Source organism: Paraburkholderia atlantica (assembly GCF_000092885.1).
Taxonomy (GTDB): domain Bacteria; phylum Pseudomonadota; class Gammaproteobacteria; order Burkholderiales; family Burkholderiaceae; genus Paraburkholderia; species Paraburkholderia atlantica.
In genome coordinates, this window is sequence record NC_014117.1 from 616344 (window position 1) to 639254 (window position 22911).

At 64.6% G+C, this 22911-nt stretch carries 17 protein-coding genes; 12 read left to right on the forward strand and 5 right to left on the reverse strand.

The window, feature by feature from the left end:
- The first annotated feature begins 11 nt into the window (after window positions 1-11).
- Window positions 12-896 (forward strand): polysaccharide deacetylase family protein, encoded by an 885-nt coding sequence (locus tag BC1002_RS02775; protein ID WP_041734291.1) that lies wholly within the window; start codon window positions 12-14, stop codon window positions 894-896.
- Window positions 897-988: 92 nt separating this feature from the next.
- Complete coding sequence (locus BC1002_RS02780; RefSeq protein ID WP_013088555.1) at window positions 989-2233, forward strand: glycosyltransferase; 1245 nt, start codon at window positions 989-991, stop codon at window positions 2231-2233.
- A gap of 449 nt (window positions 2234-2682) precedes the next feature.
- Here the strand turns inward: BC1002_RS02780 and BC1002_RS02785 are convergent, their stop codons facing one another.
- Window positions 2683-3066 carry a hypothetical protein gene (locus BC1002_RS02785; RefSeq protein WP_013088556.1) on the reverse strand — a complete coding sequence of 128 codons (384 nt, stop codon included), beginning with the start codon at window positions 3064-3066 and terminating at the stop codon, window positions 2683-2685.
- 221 nt (window positions 3067-3287) lie between these two features.
- Here BC1002_RS02785 and BC1002_RS02790 point away from each other — a divergent pair, with 221 nt between their 5' ends.
- The 6 genes from BC1002_RS02790 to BC1002_RS02815 all read left to right on the forward strand — a co-directional run bounded on the left by BC1002_RS02790 (window position 3288) and on the right by BC1002_RS02815 (window position 12143).
- Window positions 3288-5507 carry a GNVR domain-containing protein gene (locus BC1002_RS02790; RefSeq protein ID WP_013088557.1) on the forward strand — a complete coding sequence of 740 codons (2220 nt, stop codon included), beginning with the start codon at window positions 3288-3290 and terminating at the stop codon, window positions 5505-5507.
- Between the two features lie 142 nt (window positions 5508-5649).
- The gene (locus tag BC1002_RS02795) at window positions 5650-6750 is read left to right on the forward strand and encodes a glycosyltransferase (protein WP_013088558.1); all 1101 of its coding nucleotides are present in this window, start codon (window positions 5650-5652) and stop codon (window positions 6748-6750) included.
- A 4-nt stretch (window positions 6751-6754) separates the two neighbouring features.
- Complete coding sequence (locus BC1002_RS02800; protein WP_013088559.1) at window positions 6755-7960, forward strand: hypothetical protein; 1206 nt, start codon at window positions 6755-6757, stop codon at window positions 7958-7960.
- A 157-nt stretch (window positions 7961-8117) separates the two neighbouring features.
- On the forward strand, window positions 8118-9035 hold the full coding sequence (locus BC1002_RS02805; RefSeq protein ID WP_013088560.1) for a glycosyltransferase family 2 protein: 918 nt from the start codon (window positions 8118-8120) through the stop codon (window positions 9033-9035).
- 57 nt (window positions 9036-9092) lie between these two features.
- Window positions 9093-10829 (forward strand): hypothetical protein, encoded by a 1737-nt coding sequence (locus BC1002_RS02810; RefSeq protein ID WP_013088561.1) that lies wholly within the window; start codon window positions 9093-9095, stop codon window positions 10827-10829.
- Window positions 10830-10853: 24 nt separating this feature from the next.
- Window positions 10854-12143, forward strand: coding sequence for an oligosaccharide flippase family protein (locus BC1002_RS02815; protein WP_013088562.1), 1290 nt, complete (start codon window positions 10854-10856; stop codon window positions 12141-12143).
- Window positions 12144-12162: 19 nt separating this feature from the next.
- On the opposite strand, the gene BC1002_RS02820 is transcribed toward BC1002_RS02815, so the two are convergent.
- Entirely contained in the window at window positions 12163-13374 is a 1212-nt protein-coding gene (locus BC1002_RS02820) for an MFS transporter (protein ID WP_013088563.1), read from the reverse strand.
- A 388-nt stretch (window positions 13375-13762) separates the two neighbouring features.
- On the opposite strand from BC1002_RS02820, the gene xdhA reads away from it, so the two are divergent.
- From xdhA to xdhC, 3 genes are read left to right on the forward strand one after another with little or no spacing between them, the layout of a single operon-like run.
- On the forward strand, window positions 13763-15280 hold the full coding sequence (gene xdhA, locus BC1002_RS02825; RefSeq protein ID WP_013088565.1) for a xanthine dehydrogenase small subunit: 1518 nt from the start codon (window positions 13763-13765) through the stop codon (window positions 15278-15280).
- A 34-nt stretch (window positions 15281-15314) separates the two neighbouring features.
- The gene (gene xdhB, locus BC1002_RS02830; RefSeq protein ID WP_013088566.1) at window positions 15315-17684 is read left to right on the forward strand and encodes a xanthine dehydrogenase molybdopterin binding subunit; all 2370 of its coding nucleotides are present in this window, start codon (window positions 15315-15317) and stop codon (window positions 17682-17684) included.
- A gap of 29 nt (window positions 17685-17713) precedes the next feature.
- On the forward strand, window positions 17714-18325 hold the full coding sequence (gene xdhC / locus BC1002_RS02835) for a xanthine dehydrogenase accessory protein XdhC (protein ID WP_013088567.1): 612 nt from the start codon (window positions 17714-17716) through the stop codon (window positions 18323-18325).
- A 66-nt stretch (window positions 18326-18391) separates the two neighbouring features.
- Here the strand turns inward: xdhC and BC1002_RS02840 are convergent, their stop codons facing one another.
- From BC1002_RS02840 to BC1002_RS02850, 3 genes are all read right to left on the reverse strand, one after another.
- Entirely contained in the window at window positions 18392-19375 is a 984-nt protein-coding gene (locus BC1002_RS02840; protein WP_013088568.1) for a LysR substrate-binding domain-containing protein, read from the reverse strand.
- Window positions 19376-19577: 202 nt separating this feature from the next.
- The gene (locus BC1002_RS02845) at window positions 19578-20237 is read right to left on the reverse strand and encodes a 2-hydroxychromene-2-carboxylate isomerase (protein ID WP_013088569.1); all 660 of its coding nucleotides are present in this window, start codon (window positions 20235-20237) and stop codon (window positions 19578-19580) included.
- Between the two features lie 159 nt (window positions 20238-20396).
- Complete coding sequence (locus tag BC1002_RS02850; RefSeq protein ID WP_013088570.1) at window positions 20397-21800, reverse strand: TAXI family TRAP transporter solute-binding subunit; 1404 nt, start codon at window positions 21798-21800, stop codon at window positions 20397-20399.
- Between the two features lie 554 nt (window positions 21801-22354).
- Between BC1002_RS02850 and BC1002_RS02855 the strand changes: the two genes are divergently transcribed.
- Window positions 22355-22693, forward strand: a complete 339-nt coding sequence (locus BC1002_RS02855; protein WP_013088571.1) for a BON domain-containing protein — start codon at window positions 22355-22357, stop codon at window positions 22691-22693.
- The last annotated feature ends 218 nt before the right edge of the window (window positions 22694-22911 follow it).

Genomic DNA, 22911 nt, shown 5'->3' on the forward strand with positions numbered 1-22911 from the left:
GCGGGCCCCGCATGAAGCGCTACAAGGCGCTCGTGAAGGAGATGCTCGCGGGCTTCGTTTTGATATCAGGGCTCGCGTGGTGCACGCGCAAGCTGCTGTGGCGCGATCGCGTAGCCGTGCTGCTTTATCACGATCCCGATCCGGACACGCTCGACCGTCATCTGACTTATCTGAGCAAGCTGTGCGAGTTCGTGCCATTGACCGACGTCAGCGCCCCCGGCCGCGGCCGGCCACGCGTGGCGATCACGCTCGACGACGGCCACGCGGGCAACGCGAAGCTATTGCCGGTGTTCATCAAGCACAAGGTGCGCCCGACGATCTTCCTGTGCAGCCGCATCGTCGGACGGCCGCGCAGTCACTGGTGGCTGCATCCGGGTTCGCTGCGGGTCGGCCATGAACGTCTGAAGCGCATGACGAACGACGAACGCCTCGCCGCACTGGCGGCCCAAGGCTACCAGCAGGACGGCGACGACCGGCCGACCGGCCTGTCGATCGAACAGATGCAGGCGATGCGCGAGCACATCGACTTCCAGGCGCATACGCGCTTCCATCCGATCCTCACGCATTGCAGCGACGCTGAAAGCAAGGCCGAAATCAGCGACAGCCGCCATGAGATCGCGGCGCTGCTGCAACAGCCGTGCGAGCACTTCGCGTATCCGAACGGTAATTACGGCGAGCGCGAAGTGGAGTTCGTGCGCGCGGCGGGCTTCAAAACCGCGCGTACCTGCGACATCGGCTGGAACGATCAGCACACCGATCCGTACCGGCTGCGCACGATCATCATCGACGATGCGGCGTCGACGCTGCGCTTCGCGGCGCAATTGAGCGGCATTGCGCTGTTTCTGCGCTATCTGCGCGAGGGGGGCGGCTGGCGCGGCAAGTTTCCGCAGTTTTGAACAGGGGGAGCGCCCGGACCAGGCGATTGGTCGGGGCAAGCCGTCCGGGTTCTTCGCGAGACGGCACGACAGGCAGACAACAGGAGGGGAACATGCAGCGCTGCAGGGTACTGGTGATCAACGATTACGCGCACATGGGCGGCGCGGAAGTGGTCTATCAACAATCCGCCGAGCTATTGGGCACGCTGCGCGGCGTCGAGGTCGAGCGTTTCGACGATAGCCAGTTTTCCGGCCGCTCGACGATGCTGACGCGCTCGTGGAACACGACCGCCGCGCGCGCGCTCGAAAAGACGCTGCACCGTTTCCGGCCGCATCGGCTGATGGTGCACAACTACCACAACGTGCTGTCGCCTTCGATTCTCAGCGTGATCGCGCGCAACCAGCGTCAGTTCGGTTACCGCGCATATCACACCTGCCACGACTATCACCTCGTCTACTACAACCCGTCGCTGCAGTACTTCGACAAGGACAAGCGGCCGATCATTCTGCCGCTCGACGTGCTGCGCACCCGCGCGGTCCTCACGTTGCGGCCGACGCCGAAGGGCCTCGTGCACGATCTGATGACGAAGGCGTGGTGGCACGCGGTCCGCGCGGCCTATCAACCCGCGCGCGTGTTCGACAGGATCTTGTGCCCGAGCCTGTTCATGCAGCAGGCACTGCATCGCGTGGGCATCGAGAACACGGTCATCGTGCACAACCCGTCGGCGGTGCCGAACGCGATGCCGATCGTCACGGTGCGTAACAAGGAGCGCTTCAACATCGCGTTCGTCGGAAGGATCTCGCCGGAGAAAGGCTTGCTGCAATTTCTGACGCTCTGCGAGGCGGCGGGCTTCGAGCGCATCAATAGCATCGGCGTGTACGGCGACGGCCCGGACCGCGCGGCGATCGAACAGCGCTACGCGTCGCTGATCGCCCAGCGCAAGCTGATCCTGTTCGGCACGATGCCGCAGCAGCAGCTGTTTCCCGCGATGCGCGAGTTCGCCGATGCGGTGGTCGTGCCGTCGGTGGGCGCGGAGAACGCACCCCTCGTGGTGGTCGAGGCGGCGATGCTCGGCCTGCCGGTGCTGATTCGCGATGGCGGCAGCATGGCGGTGACCGCGGAATCGGTCGGCAACAAGATCAAGTTCAAATTCGATCCCGGCAGTCTGAAACAGGCGCTCGCCGAGTTGGCCGTTCATCTGGCCGATGAGCACAGAAAGTACGACGTCGGAGAATATCTGCCCGAGCATTATGCGCAGCGTCTGGCCGAAATCATGCATATCGGCGAAAGTTCGGCGCCCATCGCGGCTTCGCGCCGGCGCGCGCGCTATGCAGATAATCCGCGTCCGGCACCCTGAAAATAGTCGGCGCTGATTGTGGCAAACGGCGTGTATATCCGCGCGGTTATCGTCGTTTTAAACCCTCGGTTTTTATTGCGCGATTTGTCTGAAACAACCCTGTAGCAATCGGCTTTTGTGTGCGCTGCCGAACGTTGTAAGGACGGGCTCTCTGAATATTATGATTGCCAAGGAAAGGCTTTTATCGAGCGTTGAAGCGCGCGGCTCGACAGGGTAAACGAGGGCGCGGAACTGGCAGTGATCGGCTCAATGGCCGACGAAACGCCAGACTCATCAGAACAAGAGCACGTGCATGTCGTGAGCGTTTGCGTGGAAAAACGGCGGACGAGACGCGGCTAATCGGGGAAATATCGCTACCGGGCCCGGCAGTCAGCTCAACCCAAACACGAATGTGGCCGCAAGCGACCACATCAGCGATACGGGGGATCCAGACGGTGATGCGCTACAGCTCAGCGCACGCTGTACGGATCGGAGGTCTCGGGAGACGCGTAGGTCTGGTCTGAATTCCACAAATCGCTGCCGTAGGGGTCCGCTGAGTTCTTGCCGCGGACAGGCTGTGCAACGCTTGTACGTTTCTGTTTCGGAAGGCTGTTTTTCGTTTGGGTGTACACGTTGGGCGCGACGTAGCGGTTCTTTTTAGCGTACGCGAAATCCGACGGGGAGCCGTAGAGCGTCGTTGAACTGGCCGCATGAGGCGTCATTGCTTCGAGTTGCGAGTGCTTGGCGACATAACGCGGCGCATAAGCGGAAGAGGAGGCGGACACGATGCTCTGCGCGTATCCCGCCTGGGCAGTCAGTAATACCGGTAATACGGCGGCAAGAAGTTTTTTCATTTCGGTCACCGTAAGAAAAGGGGTGGTGCGATGTTAGGGAAAAGAGCCGAGCTCGCATAGGTGCTGTTACACACAAAGGTAGCGGATGTGGCGTAAATCAGCTACCCCCGTCCGATTCGAGGCGCTCAGCTCGACGGACACAGGCGTGACTGGATGCGGCGACGTGCCGGTCCGGGCGCCGGGAAGAAGTGGCAAACCGTCGAGACTTTGGGAGAACTCGCATGAACCAAAGCAGTGCACCATTCGATAGCCGGAACAACAACAGCGAACATCCGCCGGCGGGCTTCGCGAATTATCTGGATGCGCTGTATGACAACCGCAAGCTGATTGCCCTCACGACGGCCATCGCGGTCGCGCTCGGCATCGGTTATTCGGTGTTCTCCCAACCCGTCTATCGCGCGGACATTCTGGTGCAGGTCGAGGAGAACGCAGGTACCTCGTCCAAGAGCGTGATCGGCGACGTGTCCGCGATGTTCGACGTGAAGACCGCGACCTCCGGCGAGGCGCAGGTGATCGGCTCGCGCATGGTGGTGGGCCGCGCGGTGGACAAACTCAATCTCGACATCGAAGCGGCGCCGCGCTACTTCCCGCTGTTCGGCCGCTGGCTCGGCCGTCATTCCGATCACCTGTCGACGCCGGGACCGCACGGCTACGTGTACGGCAACGAGCGCATCACGGTGTCGAAATTCGACGTGCCGGAAGAGCTGTTCGACCGTCCGTTCGTGCTGAGAATGGGCGAGGGATCGAGCTACGAGCTGCAATACGGCAAGCTGAAGCTCGACGGCACGGTAGGCCAACCGCTGAACGCGACGACCAACTACGGGCCGCTCACGCTGGTCGTCGACCGGATCGACGCGAAGCCCGGCGCGACCTTCGAAGTGCGGCGCCAGTCCGCGCTGACGACGACCGAAAAGCTGCGCAAGGAGTTGTCGATCTCCGAGAAGGGCAAGGAATCGGACATCCTCGGCGTGTCGCTGGAAGGCAGCGATCCGAAGAAGATCAGCGCGATTCTGGCGACCATTGCGGGCGAATACGTGAGCCAGAACCTGAAGCGCAAGTCCGAGGAAGCGGAGCGTTCGATCCGTTTCCTCGAAATGCAGCTTCCGGAAATGCGCCAGCAGCTTTCCGATTCGGAAACGCGCTTCAACGACTTCCGCGCGAAGCATGGCACCGTCGATCTCGGCGAGGAAGCGACCAACCTGCTGCAGCTGTCGGTTCAGGCGCAGACGCGGCTCGCGGAACTGCAACAGAAGCGCAATGAACTGCTGTCGCGCTTCACCGACCAGCATCCGGCCGTGCAGTCGATCAATGCGCAGTTGCGTGCGGCGCAACAGGAAGCGAAGGATCTCGCGAGCCGGACGCAATCGCTGCCGCCGCTCGAACAGAACGTGCTGCGCCTGCAGCGCGACGTGCAGGTCGGCACCGAGCTCGACACGTCGCTGCGCAATACACTCGAACAGCTGAAGCTGATCAAGGCGGGCAAGGCCGGCAACGTGCGCATCGTCGACGGCGCCGTCGCGCCCGATACGCCGGTGCGGCCCAAGCCGCTCCTGATCATCATCGGCGCGCTGATGCTCGGCGTGTTCGTCGGCTCGGTGATCGCGCTCGTGCGTCAGCGCTTGTTCGACGCGATCGACGATCCGTACGAAGTCGAGCTGCGCACCGGTCTGCCGGTCTACGCGAGCGTGCCGTTCAGCCGTCAGGAAGAGCGGTTCGCGCACAGCCGTCGCCGGCCGGAATCGAAGGCGCTCGTGCTCGCGGGCGAAGCGGTGATCGATCCGGCGATCGAAAGTCTGCGTGGCTTTCGCACCGCGCTCGAATTCACGATGACCAAGGCGCGCAACCACATCGTGCTGATCACGGGCCCGACGCCGGGCATCGGCAAGTCGTTCGTGTCGCTGAATCTGGCCGCGGTCATCGGTGCGACCGGCAAGCGCGTGCTGCTGGTCGACGGCGACCTGCGCCGCGGCTTCCTGCATCGGCATCTCGGCGGCGATCGCGGTCCCGGCCTGTCCGATCTGATCCAGGGCGCGTACCGCCCCGAAGAGCTGATTCGTGCGACCCGCTTCCAGGGTGTCGATTTCATCGCGAGCGGCCGCCAGGTTGCGAGCCCGAGCGACGTGCTGTCGAACGTCCGGCTCGAGTCGGTGCTGCGCCAGGTCGCGACCGGCTACGACGTCGTGCTGCTCGACGGACCGCCGGTGCTGCTCGCCGCGGATGCGGTGCGGCTCGCCTGCGTGGCAGGTACGACGTTCTTCGTCGCACGTCAGGGTGTCACGGGCATCGGCGAGCTGCGTGAGTCGGTTCGCCAGATGCAGAAGGTCGGCCTGCCGGTGCGCGGCGTGATCATGAACGGACTGCGGATGCGGCCGGGGCGCTACAGCTACGGCTACGGACGCTATCGCTACGCGGCCTACATCTACAAACCGTACGACCGATAAGCCCGGGCGCGTGATTCGCGACGCTCCCGCGGTGCGGGGCGTAGCGCCCGAATGGACCGATCAGAAAACCAACATAGCAATGCGAAGGGATCTTACGGCCGCGCTTGCCGAGCGCACACCGTACAGGCAAGGGACTACTCGGATGAAACAGCTATTTGTCACGCCTTTTCTGCCTCAGAAAAACGCGCCGCAAGCTGGCCACCGGTTGGCCTACGACTACCTGATCAAACTGAGCGCGGAATCGGAACTCGACGTGCTGATCGTGTCGCGCGTGCCGGTCGACGAAAAAGACATCGAGTTCCGCGCAAACGTGCGCAACGTCTACATCCAGTACGTGAGCCGGTTCGACCTGATTCCGTCGTTCCTCGCGAATCCGCTGACGTTTTCACCGCGCCTGTTCTCCCGCTATAAACCCGCGATCGGCAAGTTCCTCTGCGAGCTCGTCGACAGGCACCGTTACGACACGGTGCGGCTCGAGTTCTCGCAATGCTTCACGTATGCACAGAATCTGCGCGAGCGCTTCCGCGACGGCGTGAAGATCGTGATGTGCGCGCATGACGTGCAGATCCAGGTCATGCTGCGCATCAAGTCCATCGAAGGATGGCTGTTTATGCGGCAGACCTTCATGCTCGAGCAGCGTCTGCTGAAGTTGGCCGACAAGGTGCTCGTGCTGTCGAGCAAGGACGCGCAGCTGATCAACGGCCTGTACCCCGGGGTCGGCACGTTGCAGGTCGTGCCGATCTCACTGCCGGCATTCCTGAAGGAAGTACGGCGCACGAAAGACACGATCGAGAAAGGCAACATTCTGTTCTGGGGGGCGATGCAGCGCCGCGAAAACGAAGAGGCGCTACTGAATTTCATCGACACGATTTTTCTGCCGCTGCGCCGGCGCGGTCTGCCACTGAAGCTGTTCGTGGTCGGCTCCGATCCGAGCGATCGCGTGAAGCGCCTGAATAGCGACGATATCTGCGTGACCGGCTTCGTCGAAAATCCGGGCAAGTACTTCGAGTCCGCCGATATCGGCGTCGTGCCGCTGCTGTCGGGTGCCGGCGTCAAGCTGAAGACGCTCGAAATGCTCGCGGCGAAACTGCCGGTCGTGTCGACGCCGCTCGGCGCGGAAGGCGTCGAGCACGACGGCACCTTGCTCAACGTCTGCGAAATCGATGAGTTCGAGCACGTGATCGAGCGCATCTACCGCGGGGAACCGGTCAACCTCAACGCCTCCGTGGCGTATCAGGCCTGACGCCATGATCGCCACCATCGCCTATCTGCTCGCCGTCGTGCTGTGCGCGTCGCGCGGCGTGCTGGAGTACCTGATCGGCAAGGACGCCGCCTATCTGATCCAGGTCGGCGGCATCGTTGGGCTGCTCGTGTGGTACATCTCGCCGACCGCGATCGCCGCTTACTTCCGCGACGAAGGACGCCTGTCGTTCGGCTTCCTCGTGGGCATGCTGTTCTCGATCGGGCTGTCGCTCGTCGCGACGCTCGCGGTCACCGATCAGCTCGGGCTGTCCTATCTGTTCGTCTTCATCTTCACGCTGTTCATCTATTTCTTCGCGATCTCGAACTATCAGAAGCGCTTCGTGCGGCCGCGCGTCGCCTATGTGGGACTGGTGCTGATCGCGCTGATCGAGGCGGGCGTCGCGCTCGCGCAGCAGCAGAACGTGTTCCCGATCGATCTGCCCGGCGCGACTTACGGCTTCGACAATCTGCGCGCGCCGTCGCTGACCGGCAGCTATCTGCACTACCCGCTGTTCGTCGCGATTGGCGCGTCGCTGTGCGGCCTCGATTATCTGGTGCGCAAGAACGTGTTGTCGGGCCTCGCGTGCGCGGTACTCAGCTTCGCGATTTTCTCCGCGCTGTCGCGCAGCGGCATGCTGATCATTCTCGGCACGTTCGGGCTCGCGTTCGTGCAGGCGCCGATCCAGTTCGTCACGAGAAACGCGAAACTGATCGTTGCCACCGTGTTTGCGACGATGGCGATCATGATCTTTGGCGTCGCGGTGAGCAGTCAGAACGATAGTGTCGTCAACGTCGGCACCGAACGGATGATGGGTGCGACCGATCTGCAGTCCGAGGGCAATGATGGCCGCACCGAAGCATGGGACAAGGCCCAGTCGCTCGCATTGCCTGTCAACGTGATCGCCGGCACCTACTTCGGGCTCGTCACGAACTCCGCCCCCGAGCCGGTGAAACAGGAGTTCGGCGTCGTCGAATCGAGCGTGCTGCAGCAGATTCTGAATATCGGCCTGTTGGGCGCGATCTTCTATTACGGCGTGCTGATATCGGTGACGAAACTCGTGAGCAGCGCAAGCCGGATTTCGCTGTGTATATGGGCCGCTTTATTTCAAACGCTTTTCTATCAATCGATCGAAGTGATTCCGTTTGTCTTCATCCTGATGACATTGCCGGTGTTCGATTACGTGGACGGACCGCGTCGAAACAGCGCGTAGCGAACCGGAAGGCAGTGCATGCCAGATCGTCCGCATCGCGCGGACGAGTAGTGGGTAGTTGATAGTGCGCGCGACGAGCGCGAAGCATGGTGGAGGAGCTGGAAAGCCGTGTTTGGGGGTAATTCCACGAACACCTGATGCAAAGCAGGAGGTGGGGATGAACCTGAAGGGAATGTTTAGCGTGGTGATCGTCAATTACAACACGCCGAAACTGGTCGGAAATTGCGTGCGCTCCGTGCTGGAACTTTCGATTGCGGATAAGGAGGACATCGTCGTAGTGGACAACGCTTCACCTGACAATTCGTTTTCCTATCTGAGGGAGACGCTTCCGACAGGAGTGAGACTCGTCAAAACGTCGATCAATCGCGGCTTCGGAGCCGGCGTCAATTTCGGCATGGTCGGTTGTCTGCGCGAACTCGTGCTCGTGCTGAACCCGGACACCTATTTCGTCGATACATCGCTCGAAAACGCGGTGCAGTTGTTCAAGACGGAGAAGGATGTCGGCCTCGTCGGTCTCGATCTGGTCTATCCGGATGGCGAGCGGCAGTTTTCCGCGCGGCGCTTTTATTCGGTGCTCGACATACTCGGCCGGCGTTCGCCGCTCGGGCGGCTCGGCGTGTTCAAGCGCCGCATCGACACCCACATGATGCGTGAAGCGTGGGCCGCGGGCACGCCGTTCGAAGCCGACTGGGTGCTGGGCACGGGCTTTATCGTGCGGCGTTCGTTGTTCGGCGAACTCGGCGGCATGGACGAGCACTTCTTCCTCTATATGGAGGACGTCGATTTTTGCGCGCGCATCTGGCAGGCGGGCTACCGCGTGCTGTGCGTGCCGGGCGCGCGACTCACGCACGAGCATCAGCGTGCGTCGGCAGCGGGCTTCCTCAGCAAGGCGGGACGCCGGCATATGAACAGCTTGTGGCGCTTCAGCCGCAAGTACCGTGTGCCGCTGTTCAGACCGCCAGGCGTGCAGGGGCTGATGCGCGGCGCGAAGGCGCGTGCGCTGCCGGTCCCGGTGCCCGCCGTGAGCGCGCGTCCGGCGGCCGCGGAGCAGGCGCAAAGCATCACGGTCGAGTGACGCCTCGCGCCGTATCGACGTGAAAAAAGAAGGAGTAACGCAATGGGGGAGGGGTAGATGAAAACCCGGCGACAGGCGCTCAAGACGTTCCTGCTCGGTGGCCTGGCCGGGGCCAGTGCAAGCGCAGCCGATCTGGGCATCGCGCGCGCGACGGGACACGCGCCGCGCGCGCCCGACGCCTTCGCGACTCTGGGTAACGGCGCGGACGACGGCGCGGGCGGCATCCTGCGCGTCGCCGCGTCCGTGCCCGAGCGTGCCGCATCGGAACCGGTGGCGCCGAGCTACTTGAAGACGCTCAGCGACATCGTCGCGGGACTAGAGGTGAGCGTCGCGCGCTTCGTCGATCCGCGCAGGCTGGCGGCGATCCAGCGCGGCGCGTCCGGCTACGATGTCGGCGCCGAACTCCGGGAAGCATTCGCGAGCGGCGCGCGCGGGTTGTATCTGCCGCGCGGCATCTGGCGTTACACCGGCGACTTGACCACCGCGAACGGTTCGAGACTGCGCGGCGACGGCGGCGGCGAATACGTGGTGATCACCGACATCGCGATGGGGGCGACCGTGCTGGAGAGACAGGATGCTGGCGGCCCGACGTCGGCGGCGCTGAAGCTCGGCGATTCGGCGTTCGTCGAGCATGTGCAGGTGCGGCCCGCGCATTACGACAAGGTCATCTACTACCTCGCCAACTATCCGGCGCACACCGGCAACACGGCGATCGGCATCCACTTCGGCACGTCGGCCGGAGCGAGTCGTTGCACGGCGATCGGTTTTTCGCGCGCGGGCTACGAGCTCGGCGTCACGTCCACGCTCGAGCGCTGCTATGCGTACATGTGCGAGCGCGGCTTCTACGCGACCGAGCACACCGACGGCTCGCTGATCAACTGCATCGGCATGTTCTGCCATACGGCCGGCGCGGATATCGTCGACAACTTCTGGCAGGTGATCGGCGGACGCTGGGAATGGAACGCGCGTCACGGCGTGATTCTCGGCGCAGAGTCTCTGATCGTCGGCGCGGTGTTCGATCGCAATGGCTATGCCGGCGTCTATATGAAGAGCGGCAACTGGGGCAAGGTGGTGAACGGCAATTACTTCTCGCGCAACGGTTGCGGCGGCGACGGCAAGATCGGCCGCTGGAAGTTCTCGACGCGCGGCCATCCGTCGTACCTCGATGTGCCGCCCGGTCAGAGCTGCCACATCCAGATCGACTACCAGCAGGGCGCGACGATCGTCGGCAATCGCTACCGTCCCGGCCAGGACGACGAGAACGCCGGCTGTGACGGCCCGCAGTTCGTGTACGGCAGTTCGACCGCGCCCGGCAGCACACCGCTAGACGGCATCACGATTCAGGGCAATTTCGGCGATCGCGCCGGCGATTCGATCGTCGGTTACGCGAAGGCGTATCCGGGCGGCGGCGCGATCGCGGGCGGCAAGGACGCGAGCCTCGTGCATGCGCTGAATCTCGGCGTCGGCTACGAACGCGGCGGCGTCGCGGCGGCACTGCATTGCGGAAACCAGACGGTATCGCAGGAGACGACGCGCATCTCGATCAACGTGCTGCGCTCGACCTCGGGCCGCGTGGTGTTGCGCGCGGCCACACGCGGCCATGCTCTACTCGCCGAAATCCTGTTCGCAACCGACGCAAGCGATGCCAACTACAAGACCGTGGTAAGCAATCTGATCGGCAATGCGGTGAAGAGCGCGGTGTTGAACGCAAATAGTGAAGACGATCGCTACAACAAGATCGATATCGCACTAAGTGAACCTGCTTTCGTGTCGTATTCTGTTTTTTCGACTTGAGTTTCAACTGCAAACAGGACGATTGTGTCGACGAGAAACGTCATCATCGCGCTGTATTCGGTGTACGCGCTGAACTACGTGCTGCCGCTCGTTACGTTGCCGTATCTGTCGCACGTACTTGGGCCGGCCGGGTTGGGTGTGATCGGTTACGCGCAATCGATTTCGCAGATTCTTCTCGTCATCGTCGACTTCGGCTTCGGCCTGTCGAGCGCGCGCAAGGTGGCGGTGCACATCGATAACCCGCAGGTCGTGAACCGCATCTACTGGTCGACCACGATCGGCCGCGCGATTCTCGCATTGCTGTGCTCGCTGGTGCTGGTCGTCTGGGCGTTCGCCGCGCACATGTCGCCGCAGGAGCGCGGTGCGACGCTGCTCGGCTCGCTCGTGATCTGGGGCGGCGTGCTGACGCCCGGCTGCTTCTACGAAGGCACGCAGCGCCTGCCGGTGCTCGCGGGCACGCTGCTCGCCACGCGCGTGGGTCTGCTGATTCCACTGTTCCTGTTCGTGAATACTCGCGACGACGTGATGCTCGCGGCCGCGCTGCAATATGCGCCGACCTTCGTGTGCGGTTTGATCCTGATGGGTGCGCTGATCTGGAAGCGCGAGATTCTGCTGACCGTGCGGGTCAGTTGGGCCGACGTGATGGCCGAGGCGAAAGAGGCGTATCACATCTTTCTCGGCTCGGCGCTGACGTCCGTGTACATGTACGCGAACGTGATCATGCTGCGCATGATCAGCGGGCCGGGCGCGGTCGGCTATTACGTGGCGGCCGAGCGGCTCACCAACGCGCTACGCGCGTGCACGGCGCCGGCCATTCAGGCGTTCTTTCCGAAGATCTGCGTCGCGTACGAGCGCAACGACTTCGGTTATATCCACAAGGTCAACCGCGGCTTCATGCTCGCGTTCGCGGCGTCGGCGGTGCTGATTCTGGTCGGCTTCACGGTGCTCGGCGAATGGTTCGTCGGACGTTTTCTCGGGGAGGCGTTCGGCGAGACGTTCCGCATATTGCGCATCCTCGTGTTCGTGCCGGCGATCGTCGGCATGACGACGACCCAGGTGATGCTGACGGTGATCGCGTCGGGCAATCAGTCGTTGCTCAAGCGGATCTATATCTACGGCGCGCTGTTCCATCTGGTGCAGGCACCGATCAGCATCTACTTCTGGGGCGGTGTCGGCACCGCGTGCTCGGTGGCCGCGACCGAACTGTTCATGCTGATCGGCGTGTACAACGTGGCGAGCCGGATCAATCACGGCCAGATCGCGGTGCGCTCGCAAACGACGATCAAGCAGGAGATGGCGGCGGAGCGGGATTAGCCGCCCGGGCGGGCGGTGCTTACTGCGCGGTGGACAGATTGGTCACTTTGGCGTTGCGCAGATACAGCACCGTCGACAGCACGACTGCCGCGGCAGCCGCGAGCGCGGCAAACAGGAACACCGAACCGTAACCGAACTCGCCGGCGATATACCCCGCCAGCGGCCCGGTAATACCCAGCGACAGATCGAGAAAGACCGAGTACGCGGACAGTGCCGCGCCGCGGCTCGCCGGCGGCACCAGCCCGACCGCCTCGACGCCGAGCGCCGGAAATACCAGCGCGAAGCCGAAGCCGGTCAGCGCGGCGCCTGCGAGCGCGATATGCGGCACGGGCGCGAGCCACAGCATCAACAGACCCGCGCATTCGAACGAGAACGACGCGATCGCAACGCGAAAGCCGCCGTAAGTCTTGATCGTGTTCGCGAACAGCAGGCGCGCGCCGATGAACAGCGTGCCGAACAGCGTCAGCGACAGCGCCGCGTTCGGCCAGTGCTTCGCCGCATAGAACAGCGTGATGAAGGTCGCGATCGAGCCGAAGCCGGCCGAGCCGAGCGCGAGACCCATGCCGTGCGGCAGCACGCGCGTCAACACGCTGCGATACGACATCCGCTCGCCGTGCACGACCGGCACCGGCGCGATCAGACGCGCGAGGTAATAGCCGAGCCCCGCGAGCGCGATCACCAGGATGCCGAGCGCGGTGAAGCCGATCGAGCGCGAGATCATCACGCCGAGCGGCGCGCCGATCGCGAGCGCGCCGTAGGTTGCGATGCCGTTCCACGAAATGACCCTTGCGTTGTTCGACGTGCCGACCCGGCCGATCCCCCACAGGATCGCGCCGGTGCCGCACAGACTCTCGCCGAAACCGAGCACGAGGCGGCTGCACACCAGCAGCGCGAGGCTCAGCACCGGCCAGGGACCGGCCAGCGCGGCGAGCAGCAGCAGCACGCCACTCGCGCCGCAGCCGAGCAGACCGATCGATACCGTGCGCTTCGGCCCGAGCGTGTCGGCGGAGCGGCCCGCGAGCGGCCGAGACGCGAGCGTCGCGAGGTACTGCACGCTGATCGCCGCGCCGGCCAGCACCGCGCTGTAGCCGAGGTCGCCGTGCACGTAGCCGGGCAGCACCGCGAGCGGAATTCCGATCGCGAGGTAGCAAAGAAAGGTGAAAAAGACGACTGGAATGATTTGCAGGGTCGTCGCAAATTCGCTGCGGGCGGGCGCGGAGTCGGTGGACATCGGGAAAACGAGACTTGAAATCGGCGAGGAGGCGTGATTGTCCCATGGAACCGATTCCTTTGCAGGGCTTGCCTAAAAAATGGGACGAACTGATGGCGGGTCGAGACTCGATAAAGGTCCGTTTTCGCGCGTTGGCCGCGTGATTTTCTGGCGAGACGGCTGGCTTGCCGCGCTAGAGCATGTCATTTAATCCGCAAAAAATATAAAAATACTGAAAAATAACAAGAGCAACATAAGCGTTGCGGCGCGCAAATCCAGTTCTATATCGCGCCACGAATATGTCCCCCATGCGATTCAGGCTATGGGTTGCGTTTATTGACGGTGATAGCTTTCAAACCATCGACGCGGCGGGTCCGCGCGAACACCGAACAGACGAGAGCACCGAGACATGACCGAGCCGATTCGCTTCTATCACCGCAACGCGATCCGCGAAATCCAGGACGCGCCCGTCACCCGCACGGTGCTGCAGTATCTGCGCGAAGACGCGCATTGCACCGGCACCAAGGAAGGCTGCGCCGAAGGCGACTGTGGCGCCTGCACCGTCGTGATCGGCGAGCGCAACGCGGCGGGCGGCGTCGAGTTCAAGGCGGTCAACGCCTGCATCCAGTTCGTGCCGACCCTCGACGGCCGCGCGCTCTTCACGGTCGAAGACCTGCGCCAGCCGGACGGATCGCTCCATCCGGTGCAGCAGGCGATGGTCGATTGCCACGGCTCGCAATGCGGCTTCTGCACGCCGGGCTTCATCATGTCGATGTGGGCGCTCTACGAGAAGCACGGCCACGAGCACGGCTGCGCGAACCGCACGGTGCCGTCGCGCGAGGCGATCGGCAATGCGCTGACCGGCAACCTGTGCCGCTGCACCGGCTACCGGCCAATCGTCGATGCGGCCGAGCGCATGTTCGACGCGCCCGCGCCGCAAGCGCCGCTCGACGTGAAGGCGCTCGCCGACACGCTCGCGACGCTCGAGCGCGACGACACGTTCCAGTACGAGCACGCGGGCCAGCGCTTCGCCGCGCCGCGCACGGTCGCGGCGCTCGCGCAGATCAAGGAGCGGGAACCGGCCGCGCGCATCCTCGCGGGCAGCACCGATATCGGGCTGTGGGTCACCAAGCAGATGCGCGAACTCGGCAACCTCGTCTACGTCGGGCAGATCGCCGAACTGCAAAAGCTCGAAACCAATGACGAGTGGATCGAGATCGGCGCCGGCGTCAGCGTCGAAAGAGCGTATGCGGAGGTCGCGAAGCAGTATCCGGAGCTGACCGAAATGTGGCAGCGCTTCGCGTCGCTGCCGATCCGCAACGCCGGCACGCTCGGCGGCAACATCGCGAACGGCTCGCCGATCGGCGATTCGATGCCGGGGCTGATCGCGCTCGGCGCGCGCGTGATCGTGCGCGGCGGCGACATCGAGCGCGAGCTGCCGCTCGAAGACCTGTACCTTGCGTATCAGAAGAAGGACATGGCCGAGCACGAGTTCGTCGTCGGCCTGAAGGTGCCCGCGCGCGGCGGCGCGCGCAAGAATCTGCGCTTTCGCACCTACAAGCTGTCGAAGCGCTTCGATTCGGATATCTCGGCCGTGTGCGCGGCGTTTTCGTTCATCGCCGACGGCGACGTGATCCGCGAGCCGCGCATCGCGTTCGGCGGCATGGCCGCGACGCCGAAGCGCGCGCTCCATGCCGAAGCCGTGCTGCGCGACGCCGATTGGCACGAGGCGACCGCGCAGGCCGCGATGCACGCGCTCGGCAACGACTACGCGCCGCTCACCGACATGCGCGCGACCAGCGATTACCGCCTCGAAGCGGCGAAGAACACGCTGTACCGCTTCTGGCTCGAAACGCGCGCGCGGGAGCCGCTGCCGAAGAGCGCGCTCGACGTGCGCGCGGTCGCCCCGGCCGGCGCGAGAGTTTGAGCGCCGCGCGTCCACGGATACGGAGAACCCAACAATGAACCAGCAAGCCGAACCGTTCCTAAAAGAGCTTCAGGATCTCGACGAGTTCACCCAGGTGCACGTGTCGCGTCCGCACGAGTCCGCGCATCTGCACGTGAGCGGCCGCGCGACCTACACCGACGACATCCCCGAAGTGGCCGGCACGCTGCACGCGGCGCTGGGGCTGTCGTCGAAGGCGCACGCGAAGATCGTGTCGATCGCATTCGACCGGGTGCGCGCAACGCCCGGCGTCGTCGCGGTTTTCACGGCCGACGACATCCCCGGAGTCAACGACGTCGCCCCGATCGTTCATGGCGATGATCCGATCCTCGCCGACGGCGTCGTGCAATACGTCGGCCAGCCGATGTTCATCGTGGTCGCCAGCTCGCACGAAGCGGCGCGGCTCGGCGCGCGGCGCGCCGAGGTGGTCTACGAGGAACTGCCGGCGGTATTGACCGCGCAGCAGGCGCGCGCCGCGAACCAGTACGTGCTGCCGCCGATGAAGCTCGCGTGCGGCGACGCCGGCACGAAGATCGCGCGCGCCGCGCATCGCGAGGCCGGCGAAATGCTGCTCGGCGGCCAGGAGCAGTTCTATCTGGAAGGGCAGATCTCGTACGCGGTGCCGAAGGATGACGACGGCATGCACGTCTACTGCTCGACCCAGCATCCGACCGAAATGCAGCATCTCGTCGCGCACACGCTCGGCGTTGCGTCGCATAACGTGTTGATCGAATGTCGTCGCATGGGCGGTGGGTTCGGCGGCAAGGAATCGCAGTCGGCGCTGTTCGCCTGCTGCGCCGCGCTCGCGGCATGGAAGCTGCTGTGCCCGGTGAAGCTGCGCCCGGATCGCGACGACGACATGATGGTGACGGGCAAGCGTCACGATTTTCACTACACGTATGAAGTCGGCTACGACGAAGAAGGCGTGATCGAAGGCGTCGCCGTCGACATGACCTCGCGCTGCGGCTTTTCCGCGGACCTGTCGGGCCCGGTGATGACGCGCGCGCTGTGCCACTTCGACAACGCGTACTGGCTGTCGGACGTATCGATCGACGGCTTCTGCGGCAAGACCAACACGCAGTCGAACACGGCGTTTCGCGGCTTCGGCGGCCCGCAGGGCGCGTTCGCGATCGAGTACATCCTCGACAACGTCGCGCGCTCGCGCGGCCTCGATGCGCTCGACGTGCGCCGCCGCAATCTGTACGGCAAGACCGAGCGCAACCAGACACCATACGGCCAGGTGGTCGAAGACAACGTGATTCACGAGCTGATCGACGAGCTCGAAGCGACCAGCGACTATCGCGCGCGCCGCAAAGAAATCGACGCATTCAACGCGAACAACGAGATCCTGAAGAAGGGCCTCGCGCTGACGCCGGTCAAGTTCGGCATCGCGTTCAACGTCACGCACTTCAACCAGGCCGGCGCGCTCGTGCATATCTACACCGACGGTTCGGTGCTCGTGAATCATGGCGGCACCGAAATGGGCCAGGGGCTGAACACGAAGGTCGCGCAGGTCGTCGCGCATGAACTCGGCGTCGGCTTCAAGCGCATTCGCGTGACCGCGACCGATACCAGCAAGGTCGCCAATACGTCGGCGACGGCCGCCTCGACCGGCTCCGATCTGAACGGCAAAGCCGCCCAGGACGCCGCGCGCCAGTTGCGCGAGCGGCTCGCCGCTTTCGCGGCCGAGCGCTACGGCGCGGGCAGTGTGACCGCGCGGGACGTACGCTTCGCGCATGATCGCGTGGTGGTCGGCGACGTCGCAGTGCCGTTCGAGGAAGTGATCGCGAAGGCTTATCTCGCGCGCATCCAGCTGTGGTCCGACGGTTTCTACGCGACGCCGAAGCTCTACTGGGATCAGTCGAAGCTGCAAGGCCGGCCGTTCTACTACTACTCGTATGGCGCGGCGGTATCGGAAGTCGTGATCGACACGCTGACCGGCGAAATGCGCGTGCTGCGCGCCGATGCGCTGCACGACGTGGGCGCATCGCTGAATCCGGCGCTCGACGTCGGCCAGGTGGAGGGCGCGTTCATTCAGGGCATGGGCTGGCTCACCACCGAGGAGCTGTGGTGGAACGCGGGCGGCAAGCTGATGACGCACGCGCCGTCGACATACAAGATTCCGACCGTCAACGACGTGCCGCCGGTGTTCAACGTGAAGCTGTTCAAGAACCGGAATGTCGAGGACAGCATTCACCGTTCGAAGGCGACCGGCGAGCCGCCGCTGCTGCTGCCGTTCTCGGTGTTCTTCGCGGTGCGCGACGCGGTGTCGGCGGTGGGCGGCCACCAGGTCAATCCGCCGCTCAATGCGCCCGCGACCAGCGAGGAAATCCTGAAGGCGGTCGGCGCGGTGCGGGCCGCGACAGCGGCCGCGCGGCAGGCTTGATGCGAATGGCGGACGAGCGGGAGCGCGAGATGGAAGCACGCCTGAACAATTATCTGAACGGCACCGGCGCCATCGACGATGCTGCACCGGTGCGGATCGGCCGGCGTAGCGTCGCGTCCGAACTGGCACCGCGGCCCGCGCCGATGCATATCGTGCTGTTCGGCGCGGGGCATGTCGGCCATGCGCTCGTGCATCTGCTGGGCGGCCTGCCGTGCGTGGTCCAGTGGGTCGATGAACGCGACGAACTGTTTCCCGACGAAACGCCGCCCAACGTGCAGGTCGAAGCGACCGACACACCGGACGCGATCGTCGACGCGGCGCCGCCCGGCGCGTGGTTTCTGGTCATGACGCACAACCATGCGCTCGATTTTTCGCTAGCCGCGCGCATCATGCGACGTCGTGATTTCAGCTACTTCGGCATGATCGGCTCGAAGACGAAGCGCGTGAAGTTCGAACGGCGTCTGCTCGAACGAGGCGTGGAACTGGAGCGGCTCGCCGAGATGACCTGCCCGATCGGCGTCGAAGGCATCGTCGACAAGGCGCCCGCCGCGATCGCGATTGCAGTGTGCGCGCAACTGCTGCGATTGAGGACACGGCAGGCCGCGAGCCAGATCCGCGCAACGGAGCAAATCATGGTTTAGGCCACCCGGCGCAACGGGCTTGCGTGAGTGTTCGAGGGGGACGGGCTCACGCGCCGTCCCCCTTCTTTATTTGCCGCTGGTCGCTCGTCGTGGTTCCCGCTGCGGCGTCTTAACGCGCGCCGTCTTGCGCGCCACCAACTCATCCGACACCTCCGACATCAACGTCCTCAGCCAACCGATATCGCTCGGCCGATCCGGCTGCGGATGCCACAACTGATAGCAGCGGATGCGCGGAAACGCGATCGGCACGTCGACGACCGCGAGCGGCAACATGCTCGCGTAGTGCATCGCGAAGCGCCGCGTGGTCGTGAAGATCAGATCGGATTGCAAAAGCGTCTGCGCGACGAGCCCGAAGTAGGGCAGCGTCGCGACGATGCGCCGGCTTGCCTTCGCGCGCGCGAAGCCGGTGTCGATGGCGCCGCCGCGCGTGCCGCTGTACGGTGTCGGCGCCAGATGCGGCGCGGCCAGATAGGCGTCGCGCGTCAGCGGTTCGCGCGTCAGAGGATGGTCCGCGCGCATCATGCAGACGACCGTATCGGCGAACAGGTCGCTGCGCTCGAAGCGCGGATCGGGCTTCGGCCAGTTGCCGATCACAAGATCGAGTTCGCCGGCGTCGAGCGCGGCCGAATGATCGAGCAGCGGCCCCAGCGATTCGATTTCGAGCCGCGCATGCGGCGCCGCTTCGCGAAATCGCGCGATCACGGTCGGCATGAAGAAGTCGTTCAGATAGTCGGGCGCGGCGACGCGAAACGTGCGGCGCGAGCGGCCCGGGTCGAAATCGCCGTGCGGCGTCGCGACGAAATCGACATCGCGCAGCACGCGCTGCGCGGCCGCGAGCAGCGACTCGCCGTATTCGGTCGGCACCATGCCCGACTTGCCCCGCACCAGAATCGGATCGCCGAGCGTTTCGCGCAGCTTGCGCAGCGCGGTGCTGATCGCCGGCTGGGTCTGGTTCAGCCGCATCGCGGTCTGCGTGACGCTGCGCTCGACGAGCAGCGTGCGCAGCACGCGCACGAGCCAGATATCGAGTGAGGCGGCGGTGTCGTCCATGGTCGAGGCGTGGTGACGCGGGTGCAGCCGATCGGCTCGCCGCGCGGTGCGCGCATGGGGTGCGAAAGCTTATAACCTTAGGCCCGTTTGCGCTTCGGCGGCATAGCGGGCGCGGTATGGCCGGCATCAGCGTGGCGCGTGCCGGCGTCGCTTCGTTCGGGCCGACGCCGCCTCCCGGGCGCGGCGCGCTGCCGCCGCCGTGTTATGGCGCCGATGCCGGCTTGTCCGCCAGACCCCATGGCAGCGAACTGATCCGCTTCACTTCGCGCGATTCGAGCCAGTTCGGCGTGCGCGCGCAGTACAGCACCATCGGTAGCGCGTCCTCGCCCCAGAACAGCTGATCGTTCAGACGAAACGTCGGCACGCCATAGACGCCGAGGTCGATAGCATCGGCGGTATTGCGCTGCAGTTGCGCCTTCACCGCTTCGTCCTGGATCAGCTCCGGACCGTCCGGCCTGCCGACGCGCTCGCACAGCTCGGCGAACGCTTCGTCGCTCGATGGGTCGCGCCCATCGCGCCAGATGAAGCGGAAAATCTCGCGCACGAATTGCACGTCGCCGTTCGCGGCGGTCGCGAGCAGTAGCGGTTTCATCGAATCGAACGGATGAGCGGGCGGCATCTTGTACGGAATGCCGAGCTGCTCCGCGCGAAACAGCGCGTGCCGGTACATGAAGGTGCGCTTGGCGGGCACGCTGTACGCGGAGCGCTGGCCCCAGTGGCGATACAGATCGTTCAGCACGACCGGCGTGAATGCGAAGTCCATGCCGGGCCATTTGTCGTGTTGCTCGAGCAACAGGTAGGTGAACGGCGAGACGAAATCGTAAAACCACAGCGGCTGTTGGGCGTCGATGCCAACGGTCATAAATGTCTCCCGGATTGCCTGCGTCGGACGGAGCGGAGGGCGCGTCCGTTAACTCATCAAAATTGTAACGATCTTACGCGGTGCGGTCCCGGCTTGCACCGGTCGATATCCCCTGGTGGCGGGCGGCTGGTGCGGGTTCCGGCGGCGTCTTCGGGGCGTTCAGCCTTTGACCTTATCGGCCGCCTGCTCGTCGGCCTCGTCCTGCCTGCCCGGCGTGTCGCGGCTTTCCGTGAGCCGCCGCCGCACGAAGCCGATGTGCTCGCGCAGCACGTAGAACTGGTCCGCGTACGCGAGCGGCATCTTCATGCCGTTGACCGAGTCTTCGATCGTGTCGAGCCGCTCGATCAGCGACGCGCGTTCGGCCGACGAGTGTTCGCTGAGCGCGCTGCGCTCGATCGCGATCAGCGCGCCGTACCAGCGATAGATGCGCGACTTGACGCGCCACGCATACAAGCCCGGCACGACGCGCAGCGCCGGCACCAGCAGCACGATCAGCGGCACGACGATCACCAGCAGGCGGTCTGCGAGACTCGCGATCCAGAACGGCAGCGTCCGGTACAGGAAGCTTTTGCCCGACTTGTAGTAGCGCGCGGCGTCGTCGGACAGCGGGAAGTCGTGTGCGAGCGGCGCGGGGAATTCGCCGGCGCGCTGCATCGTCGTCGCGCCGCCGTGCACCTCGCGCGCGGCTTCGATCAGCAGATCCGAAAGCGCCGGGTGCAGCGAATCGCGCGCGATCAGCTCGGCGGTGGGCGCGACGATGCTGATCGAGTTCGCCGGCAGGTTCTTGCCGAGGTCGAAGGCGCCCATCGGCACCTTCAGCTGCGTCAGGTACGGAAAGCGGCGCGTGTACGCGTCGGCCTGCGAAAAATCGTAGAAGCGCACGTTCCCCGTGCGGTAGAGCTTGCCCATCACGGCCGGTTGCGCCGAGTCGCCGGCGAGGAAGGTCGCGTCGATCGTGCCGTCGATCAGCGCGTCGGCGGCTGCGTCGCCCGTCAGCGGCAGCAGCTGGGTCGGGCCGCCCGGCACGATGCCGTTGGCCTTCAGCAGCGCCAGCGCGAGCTCGCGCGTGCCGCTGCCCTCGGGGCCGATCGCGAGGCGCTCGCCCTTGAAGCCGGACAGCCAGTCCACCGGCGCGCCGCGATAGAAGATCGCGAGCGGCACGTAAGCGACGCTGCCGAGCGACATCAGGCTTTTGTCCTTGTCGACTGCGGCGGGCGCGATGCCGCTCTGCACGAAGCCGACATCGACGTTGGCCTGCGGGTCCAGCAGCCGCTTCAGATTTTCCTGCGAGCCCTGCGAGGCCAGCACGTTGAGCGTGATGCGGTTGCGCGCGAGGATCGCCTTGTACTTCTGCGCGGCGATCCAGAACGTGCTGCCGATCGGGCCGGCGCTAATCGTCAGCGTATTCGGCGGGGCGGGCTGGATCAGCCGCACGGCGGCCCAGATCGCGACGATCACCAGCAGCACGAGCGGGCCGAACGAGACCGCCAGGTCGCGCCACGAGATCGCGACAAAACGGGCGACGAGATGGGTCGGGCGGCTGCGGCCGGTGTCGGGCTTCATCGGATCTTCTGAAAACGGCGGTCGGTCGGGCTCGGATGCGCGAAGGCGGCTTGGGCGGCGCGCCAGCGCGCGTCGCGCCGATGGTACCTGAGATTGGCATGGCCGCGAAACGCGTAGCCGCCCGTCACGCCGACAAACGCGTAACAAATGGTGAGCGTCGCGGGCGGGCGCCGGCATGATGCCCATGCAAATTTTGCGCGACCACGGAGTGTGGCCGTCTTTATCGGCACGCATCACGCACCCGCTGTCGGTGCGCCACGCCGCGCGCTAAACCCTTTGCGCTTCTGTGCCGGCTAGATTAAATTGTGCATCGCTACCGCGATCCAACGTTTGCGGCGATATCCCGGCAAGACGGACAAGAACCGGGCACGTCGGCGGATTTCGCGCTTTGCCGATTACCGATTACCGGTAATCAGCCTCTCTCGCCTCTTGCACATCGTGTCAAACGTTGATGGCCGTCCCGCACGCACGCGTTCGCGCGATGACGGCCGCCCGTAGTCGTAACGAAGCCGCTTGTTCATGCGGTCCAATGTGAAATCAAGGAGAAGAGAGCTATGAAGACGGTCGGTTTTCTGAAAACACTGGGTTCGGTCGTGGCGATGGTGGTGGCGTGCAGCGTCTACGCGCAGAACGCTCCGGATACGGCGTCGGCGGCAGCCGCCGTCAAGTCCGGCAAGGCAGCGAATCACGAACTTGGCCGTAAGGTGCGCCACGCGCTGACCAAGACCCAGGGTCTCGACGTGTCGCACATCGCCGTGCGCGCGCGTGGCGGCGCAGTGACGCTGACCGGCACGGTGCCGGACCAGGGCCAGGCCGAGAAGGCCGGCGAAGCCGCCAAAGGTGTCGAGGGCGTGACGTCGGTGACGAACAAGCTGACGACGAAGGAGCAGTAAGCGGTGCGCGCGAGCGCGGCGCCGCAGGGCCCGCGTCGCGCGGTTGTGCGCATCGGCGTGGTGCAAGGGCGCTGTCATCGGCGTCGTGCAGACGGTTTGACGCCGCGCTTGCATCGCGTCGCGAGGTCTGTCAATCAACCCGGAGGCTCCGGCATTTTCGCCGGAGCTTTTTTTTCGCCGCCAGTTTTGGGGCGTGGCACCTGCGAGGTTTGCGGGAC